The sequence below is a fragment of the Roseovarius faecimaris genome (assembly GCF_009762325.1).
Lineage (GTDB): Bacteria > Pseudomonadota > Alphaproteobacteria > Rhodobacterales > Rhodobacteraceae > Roseovarius > Roseovarius faecimaris.
Genome location: NZ_CP034348.1, coordinates 3,232,600 through 3,250,429 on the forward strand (window position 1 = coordinate 3,232,600; position 17,830 = coordinate 3,250,429).

Consider the following 17,830-nt stretch of genomic DNA (forward strand, 5'->3'; position numbering starts at 1 on the left):
ATCTTGCCAAGCGCCCTGCGGCCCGCATAGCCTCGTGGCCAGTCGCGGCTGGTCCTCTCAAGACGCCGCAAAACAAGGGTGTTTTGACCAAGCGGGGACTCGCAGTGAGCGCTCAGACCATGGAGATCTCATTTCTGCTGAACGGCACGCCCGTTACCTTGCGCAACCCGCCTGTGACAACCACGCTGCTCGACTGGCTGCGCGACGAAAAAGGACTGACCGGCACGAAAGAAGGCTGCAATGAGGGCGATTGCGGAGCGTGTTCGGTGATGGTTCATGATGGGCGGCACGTGCGGGCGCTCAATGCGTGCCTTTTGTTCCTGCCGCAGGTGCATGGCAAGGCTGTGCGCACGGTGGAAGGGATCAGCGGCCCCGACGGCACGCTCCATCCGGTGCAGGCGGCAATGATCGATCACCACGGATCGCAATGCGGTTTCTGCACGCCCGGCTTCATCACCACAATGGCGGTGAACCATCTGAATAAGGTGCAGGATCATGATACGGCGCTGGCGGGCAATCTTTGCCGCTGCACCGGTTATGCGCCGATCATACGGGCTGCCGACGCCGCGCATGCCGCGCCGGTTCCGGGCTGGCTCGTCGATGATCTTTCACAACTCAAGAGCTCACCCCAGACGAGGCTGCCGGAAACGGCAGATGAGTTGGCCGCGCTCTACGCTAAAGAGCCGAACGCCACGCTCATCGCGGGAGCAACGGATGTCGGGCTTTGGGTGACCAAGGATTTGCAGGACCTCGGACCTGTCATCTTTCTGCACCGCTGTAAGGAGCTGCAACAGATCGAGATCGGACCGGAGACTATCCGCATCGGCGCGGGTGTGACGCTGGCGGATTTGATGCAGACGCTGGACCCCTTCCATCCGTCCTTCGCCCTGCTGATCCGCCGCTTTGGTGCCGCACAGGTGCGGGCGGCGGCGACGATTGGCGGCAATATCGCCAATGGCTCCCCAATCGGGGACGGCGCGCCTGCGCTGATCGCACTTGGGGCGCGGCTGCACCTGCGCCAGGGGGAGACACGGCGCGACATGCCACTCGAAGGTTTTTTCCTCGACTACGGCAAACAGGACCGCGCACCCGGAGAGTTCATCGACGCCATCACCATCCCCCGACAGGCCGGCACCTTACGCTGCTACAAGCTCAGCAAGCGGTTTGATCAGGATATCTCGGCCGTGTGCGGCTGTTTCAACATTGTGTTCGAAGCAGGCCGGGTTGTGACGGCGCGGATCGCTTTTGGCGGCATGGCAGGCATCCCGAAACGTGCCACAGCGGTTGAAACGGCCCTGATGGGCCAGCCCTGGACGCAAGCCACGATCGAAGCGGCGCTCCCGGCCTTTGCCAAGGACTTTACGCCGCTCACCGATCTGCGGGCTTCGGAAAGCTACCGGATGGAGACGGCGCGCAACATGCTCCAACGGTATTTTCTTGATCTCGGCGGCGCTCCGGTTTCGGTGCTGGAGGTGGCTCCATGAGTGTTGGGGAGGCCCTGCCGCATGATGGCGCGTCCCTGCATGTGACCGGGGCCGCGCGCTATGTGGATGACCATCCGCTTCCTGCCGATACGCTGCACCTGGCCTTCGGGCTCAGCCATGTGGCCGCTGGTCATATCTCGAAGATGGTATTGGCCGAGGTTCGCCATGCGCCCGGCGTGATCGCTGTACTCACCGCCGATGACCTCGAACGTGATGCTGACACCTCGCCTTCGGCCCATGACGAACCATTGCTTGCGCAGCGGCAGGTGCACTATGCCGGTCAGCCTCTCTTTCTGGTGGCCGCCGATAGCCATCTGGCCGCGCGCAAGGCGGCGCGTCTCGCTGAGGTGGAGATCACCCCGGTCGCACCGATCCTGAGTATCGAGCAGGCCCTTGCAGCCAACAGCCGTTTCGAAGATGGCCCGCGCATCTACGAGAAGGGAGATGCCGACAAAGCCATCGCCAATGCCCCTCATCGGATCGAGGGTCAGATCGAAATCGGAGGCCAGGAGCATTTCTATCTCGAAGGACAGGCGGCGCTGGCCTTGCCCCAGGACAATGGTGACATGGTCGTTTTGTCATCGACCCAGCATCCCACAGAGGTACAGCACAAGGTAGCGGATGCACTGGGCAAACCCATGCACGCGGTGCGGGTCGAAACGCGGCGCATGGGTGGCGGGTTTGGCGGCAAGGAAAGCCAGGGCAATGCGTTGGCCATAGCCTGCGCGCTTGTCGCGGCGCGCACCGGACGACCGGCCAAGATGCGTTACGATCGCGAAGACGATATGCGCATCACCGGCAAGCGGCATCCCTTTCGGATCACCTATCGCGCCGGATTTGATGATGAGGGACGGCTCAGGGGTGTTGATGTCGTCCACCACGTTCTGTGCGGCTGGTCGCAGGATCTCTCTCTCCCCGTGGCTGACCGCGCCATGCTACATGCAGACAATGCCTATCACCTGCCCAATGCCCGGATCGAAAGCCACCGCTTGCGCACCAACACGCAAAGCGCTACCGCCTTTCGCGGGTTTGGCGGCCCGCAAGGCATGCTGGGGATCGAGCGCATCATGGATCATATCGCACATCATCTGGGACGCGACCCGATCGAGGTGCGCCAGGCGAATATGTATGCGCCGGCCGAAATCGCGCCATCCGGTCCCGGGACGGGGCACCGCTTTGGCGGCGCGCATTCGCCAAAAACTGCGAAGCCCGAGATACAGACGACGCCTTACGGACAAGAGGTCCGCGACAGCATCCTGCCGCAGATGACTGACGCTCTGCTCAGATCCAGCGATTATCATGCCCGGCGCGCCCGAGCCGCAACCTGGAATGCGGGCAATGCGATCTTCAAGAAAGGGATCGCTCTCACGCCAGTGAAGTTCGGTATTTCCTTCACGCTGACGCATCTCAACCAGGCGGGCGCGCTTGTGCACGTCTATCAGGACGGCTCGGTGCAACTCAATCATGGCGGCACCGAGATGGGACAGGGGCTTCATCAGAAAGTCGCCCAGGTCGCGGCCAGCCAGTTTGGCATCGATGTGCAGAGGGTGCGCATCACGGCGACGGATACCGCCAAGGTGCCCAACACCTCAGCCACCGCCGCAAGCTCGGGCAGCGACCTGAACGGCATGGCTGTAAAATCCGCCTGCGACACCATACGCGGCCGCATGACCGAGTTTCTGGCGACATATTTCCAGGCCGGGTCGATCCGTTTTGCAGCGGGAAAGGTGTTTGCCGATACGCATGTCCTCAGCTTCGGGGAGGCGGCGAAGCTCTGTTACCAGCACAGGATCAGCCTTTCTTCGACGGGCTTCTACAAAACCCCGGAACTCGCCTGGGACCGGATCAAGGGCCGGGGGCGCCCGTTTTTCTATTTTGCCTATGGTGTGGCGGTCAGCGAAGTGGTGATCGACACGCTCACCGGTGAGTACCGCATCCTGCGGGCGGATATCCTGCATGATGCGGGCAAGAGCCTGAACCCGGCGCTGGATGTCGGTCAGATCGAAGGCGGCTATCTGCAGGGCGCAGGCTGGCTCACGACCGAAGAGCTTGTCTGGGACAAGCCAGGCCGGCTCAAGACCCATGCTCCGTCAACCTACAAAATCCCCGCCTGCGGCGATCGTCCCCGCATTTTCAACGTGGCGCTGTGGAACAGTGAAAACCGCGAAGAGACGATCTATCGCTCCAAGGCAGTGGGAGAGCCGCCGCTCATGCTCGGGATATCGGTGCACATGGCGCTGAGCGATGCGGTGGCGGCCTGCGGTGCCCGGTATCCCGATTTGCAGGCCCCGGCGACCCCCGAGGAAGTGCTGCGTGCGGTTCATCGAGCGCGGGAGGCAGCATGATTGACTTCGAGCTTCTCCAAAGGCTGGTCGAGGCGCATGAAGAGGTTGTCCGGCTGGTCGTCGCCGACGCCAAGGGCTCGACCCCGCGCGAGATCGGCGTGGATATGGTGGTCTGGAAGGACGGTCTTCACCAGACCATCGGCGGCGGGCGGATGGAGTATGATGCAATCAAACGGGCGCGCAGACTGCTGACGGAAGATCGCGACCAGCTGATAGAGCGACAGGCCCTTGGGCCGGGACTGGGCCAATGCTGTGGCGGCTCGATTACCATCGTCTTTGAACGTTTCGACGCAGAGCGCCTGGCCGCCGCCCGAAAGGCCGCAGGTAAAACCGGGGTTTTTCTCAGACAAGTGGGCCCGGGGATGCAAAGCCCTCCAAAGGCACTGCTCACTCCGCATTCAAACGAACCGCTGAGCTTTCGTCGCGGCTGGCTTGCGGAACCTGTCTGGCGCGCACGCCTGCCGGTTTATATCTATGGCGCCGGACACGTTGGCCGGGCGCTGGCGCTGGCGCTGGAACCATTGCCGCAGTTTGAGGTGCATCTCGTCGATGTAAGGCGGGATCAGTTTGCGGATCTGCCGGAAAGCATCCACCAAACCTGGGAAATTTTGCCGACAGATGTCCTTGCCACCGCGCCCGACGAGGCCGCACATTTCATCATGACGCCGGAGCACGATTACGATCTTGAGCTTTGCCACCGCCTCTTGTCGCGCAGTTTTGGATATGCCGGACTGATCGGTTCCGAGACGAAATGGGCACGGTTCCGGGCACGGCTGATCGCGCTTGGCCACGCACCGAAACAGATTGCGCGCATCACCTGCCCGATCGGAGACAAATCATTGGGCAAACATCCGCAGGAAATCGCCGTTGGAGTGGTACTGAACCTTCTGCACTATGCCGCGCAACGCACGAACACCGAGGCGAGCCCCACATGAGCACACCCTTGCTGACCTTGAGCGGGCTGACGAAAGCCTATCCCGGTGTCGTGGCGAATGATGATGTCTCGATGCAGATTGGTACGGGTCAGGTTCACGCGCTTCTGGGAGAGAACGGCGCGGGCAAATCCACCCTGGTCAAGATGATCTATGGTCTGGTCAAACCCGACAGCGGCACGATGACACTCCAAGGCATCCCCTTTGCTCCGAGCGAGCCCAGAGCGGCGCGGGCGGCGGGTGTGGCGATGGTGTTTCAGCATTTCTCGCTGTTCGAGGCGCTGAATGTGGCCGAGAATATCGCAATGGGGATGGAGAACCCGCCGCGCATGCGGGACCTCGCCACCCGTATCCGGGATGTCTCGGAAACCTATGGCCTGCCGCTCGACCCTTACCGGACAGTGGGCGATCTTTCTGCCGGGGAACGCCAGCGGGTGGAAATCATCCGCTGCCTTTTGCAGGATCCGAAACTTCTGATCATGGACGAGCCCACCTCGGTGCTGACACCGCAGGAGGTGGAAATCCTGTTTCAAACCCTGCGCAAACTAACGGCAGACGGGGTCGCGATCCTCTATATCTCGCACAAGCTGGAGGAAATCCGTGCCTTGTGCGATCACGCAACCATCCTGCGGCAAGGGCGCAATGTGGGCACCTGTGTGCCGTCCGAGACCACGGCGCGCGAGATGGCCGAGATGATGGTCGGCACCGCGTTCCAGCTCCCGGCGCGGTCCAAGAGGGACCCGGGCGACGTGGCGCTGGATGTCACCGGCCTGTCGCTCACTTCGCCCAGCGCCTTCGGCACGCCGCTTCGGAATGTTCACTTCACAATACGTCAGGGTGAGATCCTCGGGATCGGTGGTGTGGCGGGCAACGGACAGGATGAACTGCTTGGCGCCTTGTCCGGCGAACTGCTCTCGGACGCGGGTGCGATCACCCTGAAGGGCGAACCGATCGGCTGCATGGGTCCGAATGCGCGGCGCGCGCGGGGGATGCTGGCCGCACCCGAGGAGCGGCTTGGCCACGCTGCTGCCCCGGACATGAGCCTGATTGAGAATGCCCTGCTCACCGGGGCGCAGCGCGAGAAACTCGTCACCCGCGGTTTTCTGAAATGGGCCGATGCGACGGGCTTTGCCCACCGGATCATCGAGGCCTTTGACGTGCGCACACCGGGGCCGGAAAACGCGGCGCGCGCCCTTTCGGGCGGCAATCTGCAAAAATTCGTCATTGGACGCGAGGTGTTGCAGCGCCCTGACGTTTTGGTGGTCAACCAGCCGACCTGGGGCGTCGATGCCGCGGCCGCCGCCGCCATCCGTCAGGCGCTTCTGGATCTGGCAGCGAATGGGACAGCGGTGATCTGTATCAGCCAGGATCTGGATGAACTGATGGAAATCTCTGACCGGTTCTGTGCGATCAATGAGGGGCGGCTGTCGGATATCAGACCCGCGAAAGAGTTGAGCGTCGATGAGATCGGGCTGATGATGGGCGGCGCGCATGGCATGGAGGTGGCGCATGATCCGGCTTGAGAAGCGCCCGCAACCCTCGCGACTCTGGACGTACCTCACGCCACTTGTGGCGGTGATTGCCACCATGATCGCCGGGGGCGCACTTTTTGCCACATTGGGCGAAAACCCGGTCACGGCAATTGCGACGATCTTCTGGGAGCCGCTTTTTGGCGAGTTCGCGTTTTATTACCGCCCGCAACTCCTGATCAAAGGCGCGCCGCTCATTCTGATTGCCATCGGCCTGTCCCTCGGGTTTCGCGCGGGCATCTGGAATATCGGGGCCGAAGGCCAGTACATCATAGGTGCGCTGACAGGTGCGGCGGTGGGCCTGGCCTTCTACCCGCTTGAGGCGTGGTACATCTTTCCGCTGATGGTCATGGCGGGCGCGCTTGGCGGCTGGGCCTGGGCGATGATCCCGGCGCTTCTGAAGGTGCGGTTCGGAACCAATGAAATCCTTGTTTCGCTGATGCTGGTCTATGTGGCCGAGCAGCTTCTGGCCTCGATGGCGCTTGGCCCTTTGCGCAACCCGGACGGCATGGGCTTTCCCGGCTCGCGCAATTTTCAGCAATATGGCTCAGCCCACAATGCCGAGCTGATTGCGGGAACGGGGATGCATTGGGGCGTGGTGGCGGCGATGATCGCAGTGATCTTTGCCTATGTCCTTTTGAACCGGCATATCCTGGGCTTTCACATCCGCCTGACCGGGCAGGCCCCCAAGGCGGCGCGTTTTGCCGGGGTCAGGCCCGCGCGGCTGATCCTGTTTTGCCTCGGCACGTCCGGCGCGCTGGCGGGGTTGGCGGGGCTTTTCGAAGTGTCGGGACCGGCGGGACAGGTGAGCATCGATTTCAACGTGGGCTATGGCTTCACGGCGATCATCGTGGCCTTTTTGGGCCGGTTGCATCCGGTGGGCATCTTGCTGGCCGGGCTGTTGATGGCGCTGACCTATATCGGTGGCGAAATTGCACAGAGCAACCTGGGCCTGCCAGCCGCGGCGATCCAGATGTTTCAGGGGATGCTGCTCTTTTTCCTGCTGGCGATTGATGTGCTGACGAATTTCCGCATCCGGCGGACAGGGCGGGAGGCCGTTTGATGGATCTGAGTTCTATTTCCCCTACCCTTCTGCTGGCCTCACTGATGGTGGCCGCGACGCCAATCCTGCTCGCCGCCCTGGGAGAGCTGGTCGTCGAGCGTGCGGGCGTACTGAACCTCGGGGTGGAAGGCATGATGATCACCGGGGCGATCTGCGGCTTTGCCATCGCGGTGAATACCGGCTCGCCCCTGCTGGGCTTTGCTGCGGCAGCGGTCGGCGGCGCGCTTCTGTCGCTGCTTTTCGCGCTACTCACCCAGATCGCTCTGGCCAATCATGTGGCGAGCGGGCTGGCGCTCACGCTCTTTGGCCTCGGGCTGAGCGCGCTATTGGGTCAAGGCTATGTGGGCATCAAACCGCCACCCACGGGCAAGCTCGACATCCCGCTGCTGAGCGACATCCCTTTCTTCGGGCCGGTGCTCTTTTCGCATGACATCATGGTCTATGTCGGCCTCGCACTCACCCTGGCCGTCTGGGTCATGCTCAAACACACGCGCATTGGCCTGATCCTGCGCGCGGTGGGCGAGAACCACGACGCCGCCCATGCGCTTGGTTACAAGGTGGTGCGGGTGCGGATCATGGCGATCCTCTTTGGCGGGGCCTGCGCGGGTCTGGGCGGGGCCTATATCAGCCTGATCCGCGTGCCCCAATGGACCGAAGGGATGACGGCAGGGGCCGGATGGATCGCCCTCGCACTGGTCGTCTTTGCAAGCTGGAAAGCAGGCCGAGTGCTCTTGGGTGCCTATTTGTTTGGCGGTGTAACTGTGTTGCAGCTCAACCTTCAGGCGGCAGGGGTTGCACTTCCTGTCGAATACCTTTCCATGTCGCCCTATGTGATTACCATATTGGTGCTGGTCATCATGTCGGCGGACCGCTCGCGCGCGCCCGCCTCGCTTGGCCGTACCTTCCATGCCTCGGGCTGAGGCGAAGATAAGAAAACCTGGGAGAGATACATGAAACTCACAAGACTTCTGACCGGTGCTGCCCTTGCGCTTGGTCTGGCCGGGGCGGCCGTGGCCGACGACAAGACCAAGGTCGGGTTCATCTATGTTGGCCCCATCGGTGACGGTGGCTGGACCTACGAGCATGACAAGGGTCGGCTCGCGGTCGAAGAGCATTTTGGCGACAAGGTCGAGACGGTCTATCAGGAAAGCGTGCCGGAAGGCGCTGATGCGGAGCGGGCAATCACGCAGATGGCGCTGCAGGGGGCGGACCTGATCTTTACCACCTCCTTTGGCTACATGGACCCCACCGTGAACGTGGCCGCCAAGTTTCCGAATGTGAAGTTTGAGCACGCAACCGGCTACAAGACCGCCGACAATGTGAGCACCTATTCGGCGCGGTTCTACGAAGGTCGGGCCATTCAGGGCCATATCGCCGGCAAGATGACCAAGTCGAATATCATCGGCTATATCGCCTCCTATCCGATCCCCGAAGTGATCCGGGGCATCAACTCGGCCTATATCCACGCCAAGAAGGTGAACCCGGATGTGGAGTTCAAGATCATCTGGGCCTTCACCTGGTTTGATCCCGCCAAGGAAGCCGACGCAGCCACCGCGCTGATCGAACAGGGCGCGGATGTGATCCTGCAACATACCGATTCCACCGCACCTCAGGCGGCCGCCGAAAAGGCCGGGGGTGTGATCACCTTCGGACAGGCCTCGGATATGAGCGAATATGCCCCCTTCCCGCGCGTGAGCTCGATCATCGACAACTGGGCGCCCTACTACATCGCCCGCACTCAGGCGGTGATGGATGGCACATGGGAAAGTGTGCAGACCTGGGACGGGATCAGCACCGGCATGGTCGGTATCGGCGAGATCACCGATGCAGTACCTGAGGATGTGAAAGCCGAGGCGCTGGCCATGAAAGCCGCGATTGCCGCGGGCGAATACCATCCCTTCACCGGCCCGCTGAAAAAGCAGGACGGCAGCGACTGGCTGGCCGAGGGCAAAGTGGCCGATGATGGCACGCTTCTGGGCATGAACTTCTATGTCGAAGGGCTGACCGGAGAGATCCCGCAATAAACCCGATACCTGACAAGAAAAGGCCCCGGCGAAACGGGGCCTTTTTATTTGGAGCTTCACGATGAGGACTGCGGCATGAAACCTCCTCGCCCGCTGCCCCGGACGGCCTCGGTTGCTGAGCCGGTTCAGGGTGCCATGCTCAGCGCCCCGGCAGCGGAACGCAACGCTGCGGCGATCCTTGACGTGATCCACGAGTTTGCGCCCTCAGACGGCCGCGCGTTGGAGCTTGCAAGCGGTACGGGGCAACATGTCGTGGCCTTTGCACGCGCCTTGCCCGGATTGACCTGGCAGCCAAGCGAGCCGGATCCCGCCCGCCGCGCCAGCATCGACGCCTGGGCGGAGCAGGCCGGTCTGCCCAATCTGCGCCAGGCCATCGCGCTGGATGCCTGCGCGCCCGGTTGGGGGATGGTCCATGCCGGGCAGAAGCTGATCCTGCTGGTGAACCTGCTGCATCTGATCAGCACGCCAGAGGCGAAAACCCTCCTTCGCGAAGCCGCCACCGCCCTTGCGCCGGGCGGGCGGCTGATGCTTTACGGCCCGTTCCTGCGCGATGGTCAGACCACCTCGGATGGCGACGCGCGGTTCCATGCGAACCTGCGCGCCTCGGATCCTGCCATTGGCTACAAGGATGACGCCGATATGACCCGCTGGCTGAAAGACAAGGGCTTGCACCTGCTGAGCATCCGCCCAATGCCTGCAAACAATCTTTTCTTCATCGTGGAAAAGCCGATCTGATCAGGATCAAGGTGCCGGGGCCCGGATTATGTATTCATCTGCATGAATATGTATGAAAAGGAACCCCTCATGTCCTGGAGCGACAAGATCGACACCACCCGCAAGAACCTGCGCGGGCTTAACACAGCCATCCCCGACACCGCCCGTGCCTTTGGCGCGCTTGGCAAAGCCGTCAAGGAGGGCGGCACTCTGGAATTCAAGACCAAGGAGTTCGTGGCGCTCGGCATTGCCGTTGGTCTGCGCTGTGAGGATTGCATTGGACTGCACGTCGCGGCCTTGGTGCGTGCGGGAGCCACACGCGAAGAGATCGGCGATGTGTTGGCCATGACGATCCAGATGGGCGGGGGACCCGCCATGATGTACGCCGCAAAGGCCATGGCTTGTTTCGACGAACTCAGCGGCACGGCCTGACACCGCGCAAATCGAGCAAAACTCGCAGACCAGGTTGACAAAGCCGCGCCGGACCCGCGACGCTCGGCGGAGCAGTCGGATAAGGTGAAGTCGTATCATGCGGTTCGTGCAATGCTTTTGCCTGGTGTTTGTGGCGCTGACCTTCACCCTCGGGATGGCCGAGGCCAAACCTCGCAGTTTTGGCGACAGCGATCCGGTGGAGTTTGGCCGCAAAGGGCCGGAGCGTTACCCGGTGCACGGCGTCGATGCGGCACGGTTTCAGCAGAAGGTAAACTGGCGGCAGGCTAAGCGCGCCGGAGTTGCCTTTGCCTTTATCAAGGCCACAGAGGGTGGCGATCTGCTCGATCCTATGTTCGGTGTCAATTGGAACGGCGCAAGGACGGCGGGCATTCCAACAGGAGCCTACCATTTCTATTATTTCTGTACCAAGCCGCGTGTACAGGCGCGCTGGTTCATCCGGAACGTACCGCGCAAGCGGGGGGCGCTCCCGCCTGTGCTGGATGTCGAATGGAACCCGTTTTCGCCCACCTGTACAACACGCCCGCCCCCCAAGGAAGTCCGCCGGGTAATGACGATCTGGCTGAACGTGGTTGAGCGCCATTACGGCCAGCGCCCGATCATCTATACGACGCCGGATTTCTACAAGACCAACGAGTTATACCACTTCCGGGGTGAAGAATTCTGGCTGCGCTCGACCGCCCGACCGGTTGACGATGTCTATCCCGGACAGGCCTGGACCTTCTGGCAATATACCGGAACCGGCTTGGTGCCCGGCTTCGAGGGCGAAGTGGATATCAACGCCTTTCGCGGAACGAAACGGCAATGGCGCGTCTGGTTGAAAAGCCGCACGAGGTAATCAATCAACACCCAAGGCAGGGATTTTTCCCGGCACCTGCTGAAAACAAACGAAAGGCGGGGTAAACCCCGCCCTACGCATTGTTTGACGCGGCAATCAGCCGTCGATGCGGATCACCTCGTTCTTCGGATCATAGGGGCTGTCACACGTGACCACCGCATCCCAAAGCTTGTCCTGCATCTTGACCTTCAGCTTGGTGCCCTCAACGGCCAGGTCAGGCTTGACATACCCCATCCCGATCGACTTGCCGAAATGCACCGAGTAGCCGCCCGAGGTCAGACGGCCCACGCGGGTGCCATCCTCGGCATAAAGCGCCTCGCGGCCCCACGGATCTGCGTCCTCGGGCCCGTCGATCAGGAGCGTGCAGCATTTTGAACGTACGCCAGTTTCCACCAGCTTGTCCTTGCCGTGGAAGTCCTTTTCGAGATCGACGAAACGCGGCAGATCCGCTTCAAGCGGGGTCGCATCACGGCCCAGCTCGTTGCCGAAGGCGCGATAGGATTTCTCCTGCCGGAGCCAGTTCTGGGCGCGGGCACCCACCAGTTTCATGCCGTGCTTCTCACCCGCCTTCTCCAGCAGATCGAAAAGGTAGTTCTGCATTTCGATCGGGTGATGCAGCTCCCAGCCCAGCTCGCCAGTATAGGCCACGCGGATGGCGTTGACCGGGCACATGCCCAGCTCGATCTGGCGCGCGGTCAGCCACGGGAAGCGCTTGTTCGAAAGAGCGGTGGCCGGGTCGGCATCGTTGATCACTTCTTTCAGCACATCACGCGATTTCGGCCCGGCAATGGCGAAGACGCCCCATTGCGTAGTGACGTCCTGGATTTCGATGTACCCGAACTCGTCCATCTTGTCTTCGGCCGCCTTGCGCAGGAAGTCGGCGTCATATTCCGTCCAGGCACCGGCCGAGACGAGGTAGTAGTGGTTCTCGCCATTGCGCACGATGGTATATTCGGTGCGTGTGGTGCCATTGGAGGTCAGCGCATAGGTCAGGTTAATCCGGCCCACGCGTGGCAGCTTGTTACAGGTGAACCAATCCAGGAATGCAGTTGCGCCGGGGCCCTTGACCACATGCTTGGTGAAGGCGGTCGCGTCGATCAGGCCAACGCCGTTCCGGATCGCCTCGGCCTCGGCCTTGGCATATTGCCACCAGCCGCCACGGCGGAAGCTGCGCGCGTCATGGTCGAAGTTTTCCGGTGCATCGAGCGGGCCGTAATAGTTGGGTCGTTCCCAGCCATTGACCCAACCGAATTGCGCGCCTCGTGCCTTCTGGCGATCGTAAGCGGGCGCGGTCCGCAAAGGACGGCAGGCTTCGCGCTCTTCATCCGGGTGGTGCAGGATGTAGACGTGCTCGTAGCATTCCTCATTCTTGCGCGCGGCGAACTCGGTCGTCATCCAGGATTGCGAGTACCGTTTCGGGTCAAGCGATGCCATGTCGATCTCGGCTTCGCCATCCACCATCATCTGGGCCAGGTAGTAGCCGGTGCCGCCTGCCGCCGTGATCCCGAAGGAAAAGCCTTCGGCCAGCCACATGTTACGCAGGCCCGGCGCCGGACCAACCAGCGGGTTACCATCGGGCGTGTAGCAGATCGGGCCGTTGAAATCGTCCTTCAGGCCGGAGTCTGCACAGGAGGGCACACGCTCGGCCATCGCCATGTATTGCTCGGCGATCCGGTCGAGGTCCAGCGGGAACAGATCGGCGCGGAAGCTGTCAGGCACACCATGTTCAAACCGCGCAGGTGCGCCACGCTCGTAGATGCCCAGAATCCAACCGCCGCGTTCCTCGCGCGCGTAAGATTCGTTGTCGGCATCGCGAACAACCGGGTGCTCGGGGTTGCCTGCCTCACGCCATTTGACCAGCTCCGGATCCTTATCCATCACGATGAACGTGTGTTCGACCGGGATCGCGGGCATCTTGATGCCCAGCATCTTGGCGGTACGTTGTGCGTGGTTGCCGCTGGCGGTCACGACATGCTCGGCGGTGATCACGACCTGTTCGTCGCTTTCTACCAGGTTGCCGCCTTTTTCCACCATCTTGGTGCAGGTGACTTCCCAATGCGTTCCGGTCCAATGGAAGGCATCCGCTTGCAGCTTGCGCACAATCTCAACCCCGCGCTGACGCGCGCCCTTGGCCATCGCCTGCGTCACGTCGGCAGGGTTAATATAGCCATCCTCGGTGTGATAGATCGCGCCCTTCAGGTCACTGGTTTCGATCAGCGGCCAGCGCTCTTTGATCTGGTCAGGGGTCAGCCACTCGTATTTCACATCGCAGGTTTCGGCGGTCGACGCGTAGAGCATGTATTCGTCCATGCGGTCTTGCGTCTGAGCCATGCGAAGGTTGCCGACAACGGCAAATCCGGCGTTGAGCCCGGTTTCTTCTTCCAGCGTTTTATAGAAATCGACAGAGTACTTGTGAATGTGGGTGGTCGCGTAGGACATGTTGAACAGCGGAAGCAAACCCGCTGCGTGCCAGGTTGAGCCGCTCGTGAGCTCGTCGCGCTCGATCAGCATCACATCGTCCCAACCGGCTTTGGCCAGATGATAGGCGATGGAGGTTCCGACGGCACCGCCGCCGACAACCAGAGCTTTGACTTGCGTTTTCATGTGAAGCGACTCCCTTAGGTCGGAAATGATTGGGCATATTTAGCAGGTTCGGTGAATGGCGCGCGGTCCAGCCGACCTTTCCCGGCAGAAAAGCGACGCCTGGGGTCGGCCGATCCGAACAGGCCAGGCTCCTGCCCGTTTCCCGCGTGCCACTCGGGTCCGCGGTGCGCAGCTGGGAGGGTCATTCGCCGAGGGCGATCCCCTCACGGCGCGGGTCTGCCCCGCCCTTGAGATCCTCACCGATCGCGATCGCATGCAGCCCTGAGGTCAGCGCCCTTGCGTTCACCTCATAGCCCATCGAGGTGAGCACCCCGGTCAAAGCTTCGGCCTGCGTGCCCGCTTCCACGTCATAAGTACCGAAGCGATTGACCAGATGTGGCAGGTCTACCGCGGCCTGTACATCCAGCCCCCAATCCAGATGCGCGATGATCGTCTTGGCCACGTACCCGATGATACGGCTGCCGCCGGGGCTGCCGACAACCAGCACCGGCTTGCCGTCTTTCATGACGATCGTCGGCGCCATGGAGGAGCGCGGCCGCTTGCCCGGCTCCACCCGGTTGGCGACCGGCACACCACCACGATGCGACCGGAACGAGAAATCCGTCAGCTCGTTATTGAGCAAAAACCCCCGCACCATCAGTCGCGACCCGAACGCGTTTTCAATCGTCGTGGTCATACTGAGCGCATTACCAAAGCTGTCGACGATGGAAATATGCGAGGTCGAAGGCAACTCGATCGATCCGTCATCCGCCCAGTTCAGGCTGTGATCGAATTCCGGCTCACCCGGGCGCACCTCCGCCAGAGCACTATCCTGCCTCAGCAGTTCCGCGCGTTGCGCCAGATACGTTTCATCGAGCAAACCCTGGACAGGGACCGGCACATAATCAGCGTCGGCCATGTAACGCGCGCGGTCGGCGAAGGCCAGGCGAGACGCATCGCCGATAAGCCGCCAGGCTTCCGGACTCTCCGCTCCGAGTGCCGCGAGGTCGTAAGACGCCAGCATCCCCAGGATCTGCCCGACGGTGAGCGCCCCCGATGACGGGGGGCCCATCCCGCAAACCTCGTGCGCGCGGTAGCTCATACAAACCGGTGCGCGTTCCTTCACGGTATAAATCGCAAGGTCCACTTCAGACAAAACGCCCGGATTGCCTTCGGCACCGCGCACTGCCGCGACAATCTCATCCGCAATCTCTCCGGTATAAAAAACCCCTGCCCCCTGCTCGGCCATCAGTCGCAGTGTGGCCGCATACGCAGGATTCCTCAGCACCGTCCCTTCCGCCAGAGGCACCCCACCCGGCAGAAAGTAATCCCGTGCGGCCGCCTGGCGGCCCAGCCTTTCGGCATCGCCCGACACCAGCATCGCCATGCGCGGGCTTACGGCGAACCCGTCTTCGGCCAGCCGGATCGCATCCGCGAACAGCCCCGACCACTCCGCGCGACCCCAGCGGTCATGTGCTGCTTGCAAAAGGGCGAGCGTGCCCGGTGTCCCCACCGAACGGCCGCCCACGACTGCGTCAAAGAAATCCAGAGGATCGCCGTTGTCATCCTGAAACAACCTCGGCGTTGCCTCTAGAGGGGCGGTTTCGCGCCCGTCAAGCGTTGTCAATTCTCCACTTGCCGCATCGTACCAGACAAGAAACGCCCCACCGCCCAGCCCCGAGCTTTGCGGCTCCACAAGGCCCAGCACGAGTTGCACCGCCACCATCGCATCGGCCGCCGTGCCGCCCTGCCGCAGGACCCGGGCACCCGCCTCCACCGCATGGGGGTTGGCTGCGGCCACCATCCATCTCTGCGCCGAGATGGGCATACCCTCGGCCTTGGCATCCTGAGCCGCCCGGACCTCTGCCGCCCCGACAACCTCTCCGGCTCCGGCGGCTTCCGGAGCCACCTGATCGGCCGCCTCCTGCGCCGCGATCGGCAATGCGGCCAAGGCCAGCAGGCACAAGGTGATGATCGGTTTTCTCATGGCAAAGCCTCCCTTTCGTCCGTATTCTCAAGTACCATTTGAGCAGGGCGGATAGGCCGTGCGAAAGGGGCGCGAATCGGCTCGGACCGCCGGTCAGAGCATCCCCGGCACCACCTGATCCGGCGGGCGGTGACCATCATCGAAGGTCTTGATATTCAAAAGAACCTTCTCACCCATCTCAATCCGGCCCTCGACTGTTGCCGATGCCATATGCGGCAGCGCCACCACATTGGGCAGCTCCCGCAGACGTGGATTTATATCCGCGCCATGCTCATACACATCGAGCCCCGCCCCCGCGATCTCGCCCGCCCGCAACATCCGGGTCAGCGCATTTTCGTCAATCACCTCTCCGCGTGACGTGTTCACGATCACCGCGTCCGGTTTCATCAGCTTGAGCCGCCGCGCGTTCATCAAATGGAAGGTCGACGGCGTATGCGGACAATTGACGCTGATCACATCCATCCGCGCCACCATCTGATCAAGGCTTTCCCAGTAGTGTGCGTCAAGCGCCGCTTCAATTTCGGGGCGTAAGCGATGTCGGTTATGATAATGAATTTGCATTCCAAAGGCCGCCGCACGCCGTGCCACGGCCTGGCCGATCCGGCCCAACCCCAGAATACCCAAGCGCCGCCCGGCCACGCGCCCGCCAAGAAGCTGGGTCGGCGACCAGCCATCCCACTCCCCGGATTGCATGATAGCCAAGCCTTCGGGAAGGCGACGCGTGACCCCGAGGATCAGCGCCATCGTCATATCCGCCGTGTCATCCGCCGAGACACCCGGTGTGTTCGAGACAAGAATACCGTGCTGGCGCGCGGTGTGAACGTCGATATGGTCCACCCCTGCGCCGTAATTGGCAATCAGCTTCAACTGATCCCCGGCCTGCGCCAGAAGGCCTGCGTCAATCCGGTCATTGAGCGTCGGCACCAGCACATCGGCCTTCTTTACAGCCTGGATCAACTCCGCACGGGTCATCGGCACATCGTTTTCCCGCAACTCGACATCGAAGAGTTCCGCCAGACGGCGTTCAACCGGTTCGGGCAAGCGTCGCGTTACGACAACAGTAAGACGCTGAGATGACATGCTTGGTCTCCTCGTGCTTTCATATTTCTTCCATTGCTGCCAGAGTGGCGCAGGAAAGCGACAGGCACAAGAACCTGTCACAGAAGACGAGCAGAAATCGGACCGACATGATGAGACCTGTCATTCTCTGCGCCCTCGCGCTTTGTCTGTTGCTGATACCCGCGTTCCAGGCCGCCGCCCAGGATCGTGGCCCCGTTACCAACCTGCCCCTGCCCCGTTTCGTCTCAATGAAGGCCGCCGAAGGCAACGTGCGCCGAGGCCCCAGCCTCACGCATCAGATCGACTGGATATTCAAACGCCGGGATGCTCCATTGATCATTACCGCCGAGCACGGTCACTGGCGCCGCGTGGAGGACCGGGACGGTGTCGGTGGTTGGGTGCATTACTCGCTTTTGTCCGGCACGCGCACCGCGATCGTGGAACATGACATGCTCGATCTGCTGGCCAGGCCGACCGAAGGCGCCCTGGTTGTGGCACGCCTGGAACTGGGGGTCATCGCCCGGCTGGAGCAATGTGAATCCGAGTGGTGCCGCATGAACGCCGGAGGCTTTCGCGGCTGGGCCCGCAAGGATGCGCTCTGGGGTATCGGGCCGGATGAAGTCTTCGACTGAAGCCGCCCTGGCGCAGCCCGGCAAGCTCCCCGGAACAGCACCGAGATTTTTTTGGATTCAACCCTTGCACCAATCATATCGGCGGAGTAATTAGCGCGTCACCGTTGGGGTGTAGCCAAGTGGTAAGGCAGCGGTTTTTGGTACCGTGTATCGTAGGTTCGAATCCTACCACCCCAGCCAGCCTCCTATT

The 17,830-nt window shown here is 62.0% G+C and carries 14 protein-coding genes and 1 tRNA gene; 12 read left to right on the forward strand and 3 right to left on the reverse strand.

Going from position 1 to position 17,830, the window contains the following annotated elements; all coding sequences use genetic code 11:
• The first annotated feature begins 119 nt into the window (after window positions 1-119).
• The 10 genes from xdhA to EI983_RS16300 all read left to right on the forward strand — a co-directional run bounded on the left by xdhA (window position 120) and on the right by EI983_RS16300 (window position 11,379).
• Entirely contained in the window at window positions 120-1,484 is a 1,365-nt protein-coding gene (gene xdhA / locus EI983_RS16255; protein ID WP_157708400.1) for a xanthine dehydrogenase small subunit, read from the forward strand.
• Window positions 1,481-3,829 carry a xanthine dehydrogenase molybdopterin binding subunit gene (gene xdhB / locus EI983_RS16260; protein WP_157708401.1) on the forward strand — a complete coding sequence of 783 codons (2,349 nt, stop codon included), beginning with the start codon at window positions 1,481-1,483 and terminating at the stop codon, window positions 3,827-3,829. Before xdhA ends, xdhB begins: the two co-directional genes overlap by 4 nt.
• Complete coding sequence (xdhC, locus tag EI983_RS16265; RefSeq protein WP_157708402.1) at window positions 3,826-4,764, forward strand: xanthine dehydrogenase accessory protein XdhC; 939 nt, start codon at window positions 3,826-3,828, stop codon at window positions 4,762-4,764. Before xdhB ends, xdhC begins: the two co-directional genes overlap by 4 nt.
• Entirely contained in the window at window positions 4,761-6,284 is a 1,524-nt protein-coding gene (locus EI983_RS16270; protein WP_157708403.1) for an ABC transporter ATP-binding protein, read from the forward strand. Before xdhC ends, EI983_RS16270 begins: the two co-directional genes overlap by 4 nt.
• Window positions 6,271-7,353, forward strand: coding sequence for an ABC transporter permease (locus EI983_RS16275; protein WP_157708404.1), 1,083 nt, complete (start codon window positions 6,271-6,273; stop codon window positions 7,351-7,353). Before EI983_RS16270 ends, EI983_RS16275 begins: the two co-directional genes overlap by 14 nt.
• Window positions 7,353-8,273, forward strand: a complete 921-nt coding sequence (locus EI983_RS16280; RefSeq protein ID WP_157708405.1) for an ABC transporter permease — start codon at window positions 7,353-7,355, stop codon at window positions 8,271-8,273. Before EI983_RS16275 ends, EI983_RS16280 begins: the two co-directional genes overlap by 1 nt.
• 30 nt (window positions 8,274-8,303) lie before the next feature.
• Window positions 8,304-9,377, forward strand: a complete 1,074-nt coding sequence (locus EI983_RS16285) for a BMP family ABC transporter substrate-binding protein (RefSeq protein ID WP_157708406.1) — start codon at window positions 8,304-8,306, stop codon at window positions 9,375-9,377.
• Window positions 9,378-9,452: 75 nt separating this feature from the next.
• Complete coding sequence (locus EI983_RS16290) at window positions 9,453-10,112, forward strand: DUF938 domain-containing protein (RefSeq protein ID WP_157708407.1); 660 nt, start codon at window positions 9,453-9,455, stop codon at window positions 10,110-10,112.
• A gap of 69 nt (window positions 10,113-10,181) precedes the next feature.
• Window positions 10,182-10,523: a carboxymuconolactone decarboxylase family protein gene (locus EI983_RS16295; protein ID WP_157708408.1), complete on the forward strand. Its 342-nt coding sequence runs from the start codon at window positions 10,182-10,184 to the stop codon at window positions 10,521-10,523.
• Window positions 10,524-10,620: 97 nt separating this feature from the next.
• Entirely contained in the window at window positions 10,621-11,379 is a 759-nt protein-coding gene (locus EI983_RS16300) for a glycoside hydrolase family 25 protein (protein WP_157708409.1), read from the forward strand.
• Between the two features lie 96 nt (window positions 11,380-11,475).
• Here EI983_RS16300 and EI983_RS16305 read toward each other — a convergent pair whose 3' ends face one another.
• From EI983_RS16305 to EI983_RS16315, 3 genes are all read right to left on the reverse strand, one after another.
• Window positions 11,476-13,983 (reverse strand): GcvT family protein, encoded by a 2,508-nt coding sequence (locus tag EI983_RS16305; protein WP_157708410.1) that lies wholly within the window; start codon window positions 13,981-13,983, stop codon window positions 11,476-11,478.
• A 181-nt stretch (window positions 13,984-14,164) separates the two neighbouring features.
• On the reverse strand, window positions 14,165-15,949 hold the full coding sequence (gene ggt, locus EI983_RS16310; protein WP_157708411.1) for a gamma-glutamyltransferase: 1,785 nt from the start codon (window positions 15,947-15,949) through the stop codon (window positions 14,165-14,167).
• 93 nt (window positions 15,950-16,042) lie between these two features.
• The gene (locus tag EI983_RS16315) at window positions 16,043-17,029 is read right to left on the reverse strand and encodes a 2-hydroxyacid dehydrogenase (protein WP_157708412.1); all 987 of its coding nucleotides are present in this window, start codon (window positions 17,027-17,029) and stop codon (window positions 16,043-16,045) included.
• A 110-nt stretch (window positions 17,030-17,139) separates the two neighbouring features.
• On the opposite strand from EI983_RS16315, the gene EI983_RS16320 reads away from it, so the two are divergent.
• Both EI983_RS16320 and EI983_RS16325 read left to right on the forward strand, forming a co-directional pair.
• Window positions 17,140-17,640, forward strand: a complete 501-nt coding sequence (locus EI983_RS16320) for an SH3 domain-containing protein (RefSeq protein ID WP_246162214.1) — start codon at window positions 17,140-17,142, stop codon at window positions 17,638-17,640.
• Between the two features lie 105 nt (window positions 17,641-17,745).
• Window positions 17,746-17,820, forward strand: a tRNA-Gln gene (locus EI983_RS16325).
• Window positions 17,821-17,830 lie beyond the last annotated feature (10 nt).

Coding starts and splice junctions, on each gene's coding strand:
- xdhA (WP_157708400.1), top strand. CDS start 120: ATGGAGATCTCATTTCTGCTGAACGGCACGCCCGTTACCTTGCGCAAC.
- xdhB (WP_157708401.1), top strand. CDS start 1,481: ATGAGTGTTGGGGAGGCCCTGCCGCATGATGGCGCGTCCCTGCATGTG.
- xdhC (WP_157708402.1), top strand. CDS start 3,826: ATGATTGACTTCGAGCTTCTCCAAAGGCTGGTCGAGGCGCATGAAGAG.
- EI983_RS16270 (WP_157708403.1), top strand. CDS start 4,761: ATGAGCACACCCTTGCTGACCTTGAGCGGGCTGACGAAAGCCTATCCC.
- EI983_RS16275 (WP_157708404.1), top strand. CDS start 6,271: ATGATCCGGCTTGAGAAGCGCCCGCAACCCTCGCGACTCTGGACGTAC.
- EI983_RS16280 (WP_157708405.1), top strand. CDS start 7,353: ATGGATCTGAGTTCTATTTCCCCTACCCTTCTGCTGGCCTCACTGATG.
- EI983_RS16285 (WP_157708406.1), top strand. CDS start 8,304: ATGAAACTCACAAGACTTCTGACCGGTGCTGCCCTTGCGCTTGGTCTG.
- EI983_RS16290 (WP_157708407.1), top strand. CDS start 9,453: ATGAAACCTCCTCGCCCGCTGCCCCGGACGGCCTCGGTTGCTGAGCCG.
- EI983_RS16295 (WP_157708408.1), top strand. CDS start 10,182: ATGTCCTGGAGCGACAAGATCGACACCACCCGCAAGAACCTGCGCGGG.
- EI983_RS16300 (WP_157708409.1), top strand. CDS start 10,621: ATGCGGTTCGTGCAATGCTTTTGCCTGGTGTTTGTGGCGCTGACCTTC.
- EI983_RS16305 (WP_157708410.1), bottom strand. CDS start 13,983: ATGAAAACGCAAGTCAAAGCTCTGGTTGTCGGCGGCGGTGCCGTCGGA.
- ggt (WP_157708411.1), bottom strand. CDS start 15,949: ATGAGAAAACCGATCATCACCTTGTGCCTGCTGGCCTTGGCCGCATTG.
- EI983_RS16315 (WP_157708412.1), bottom strand. CDS start 17,029: ATGTCATCTCAGCGTCTTACTGTTGTCGTAACGCGACGCTTGCCCGAA.
- EI983_RS16320 (WP_246162214.1), top strand. CDS start 17,140: ATGAGACCTGTCATTCTCTGCGCCCTCGCGCTTTGTCTGTTGCTGATA.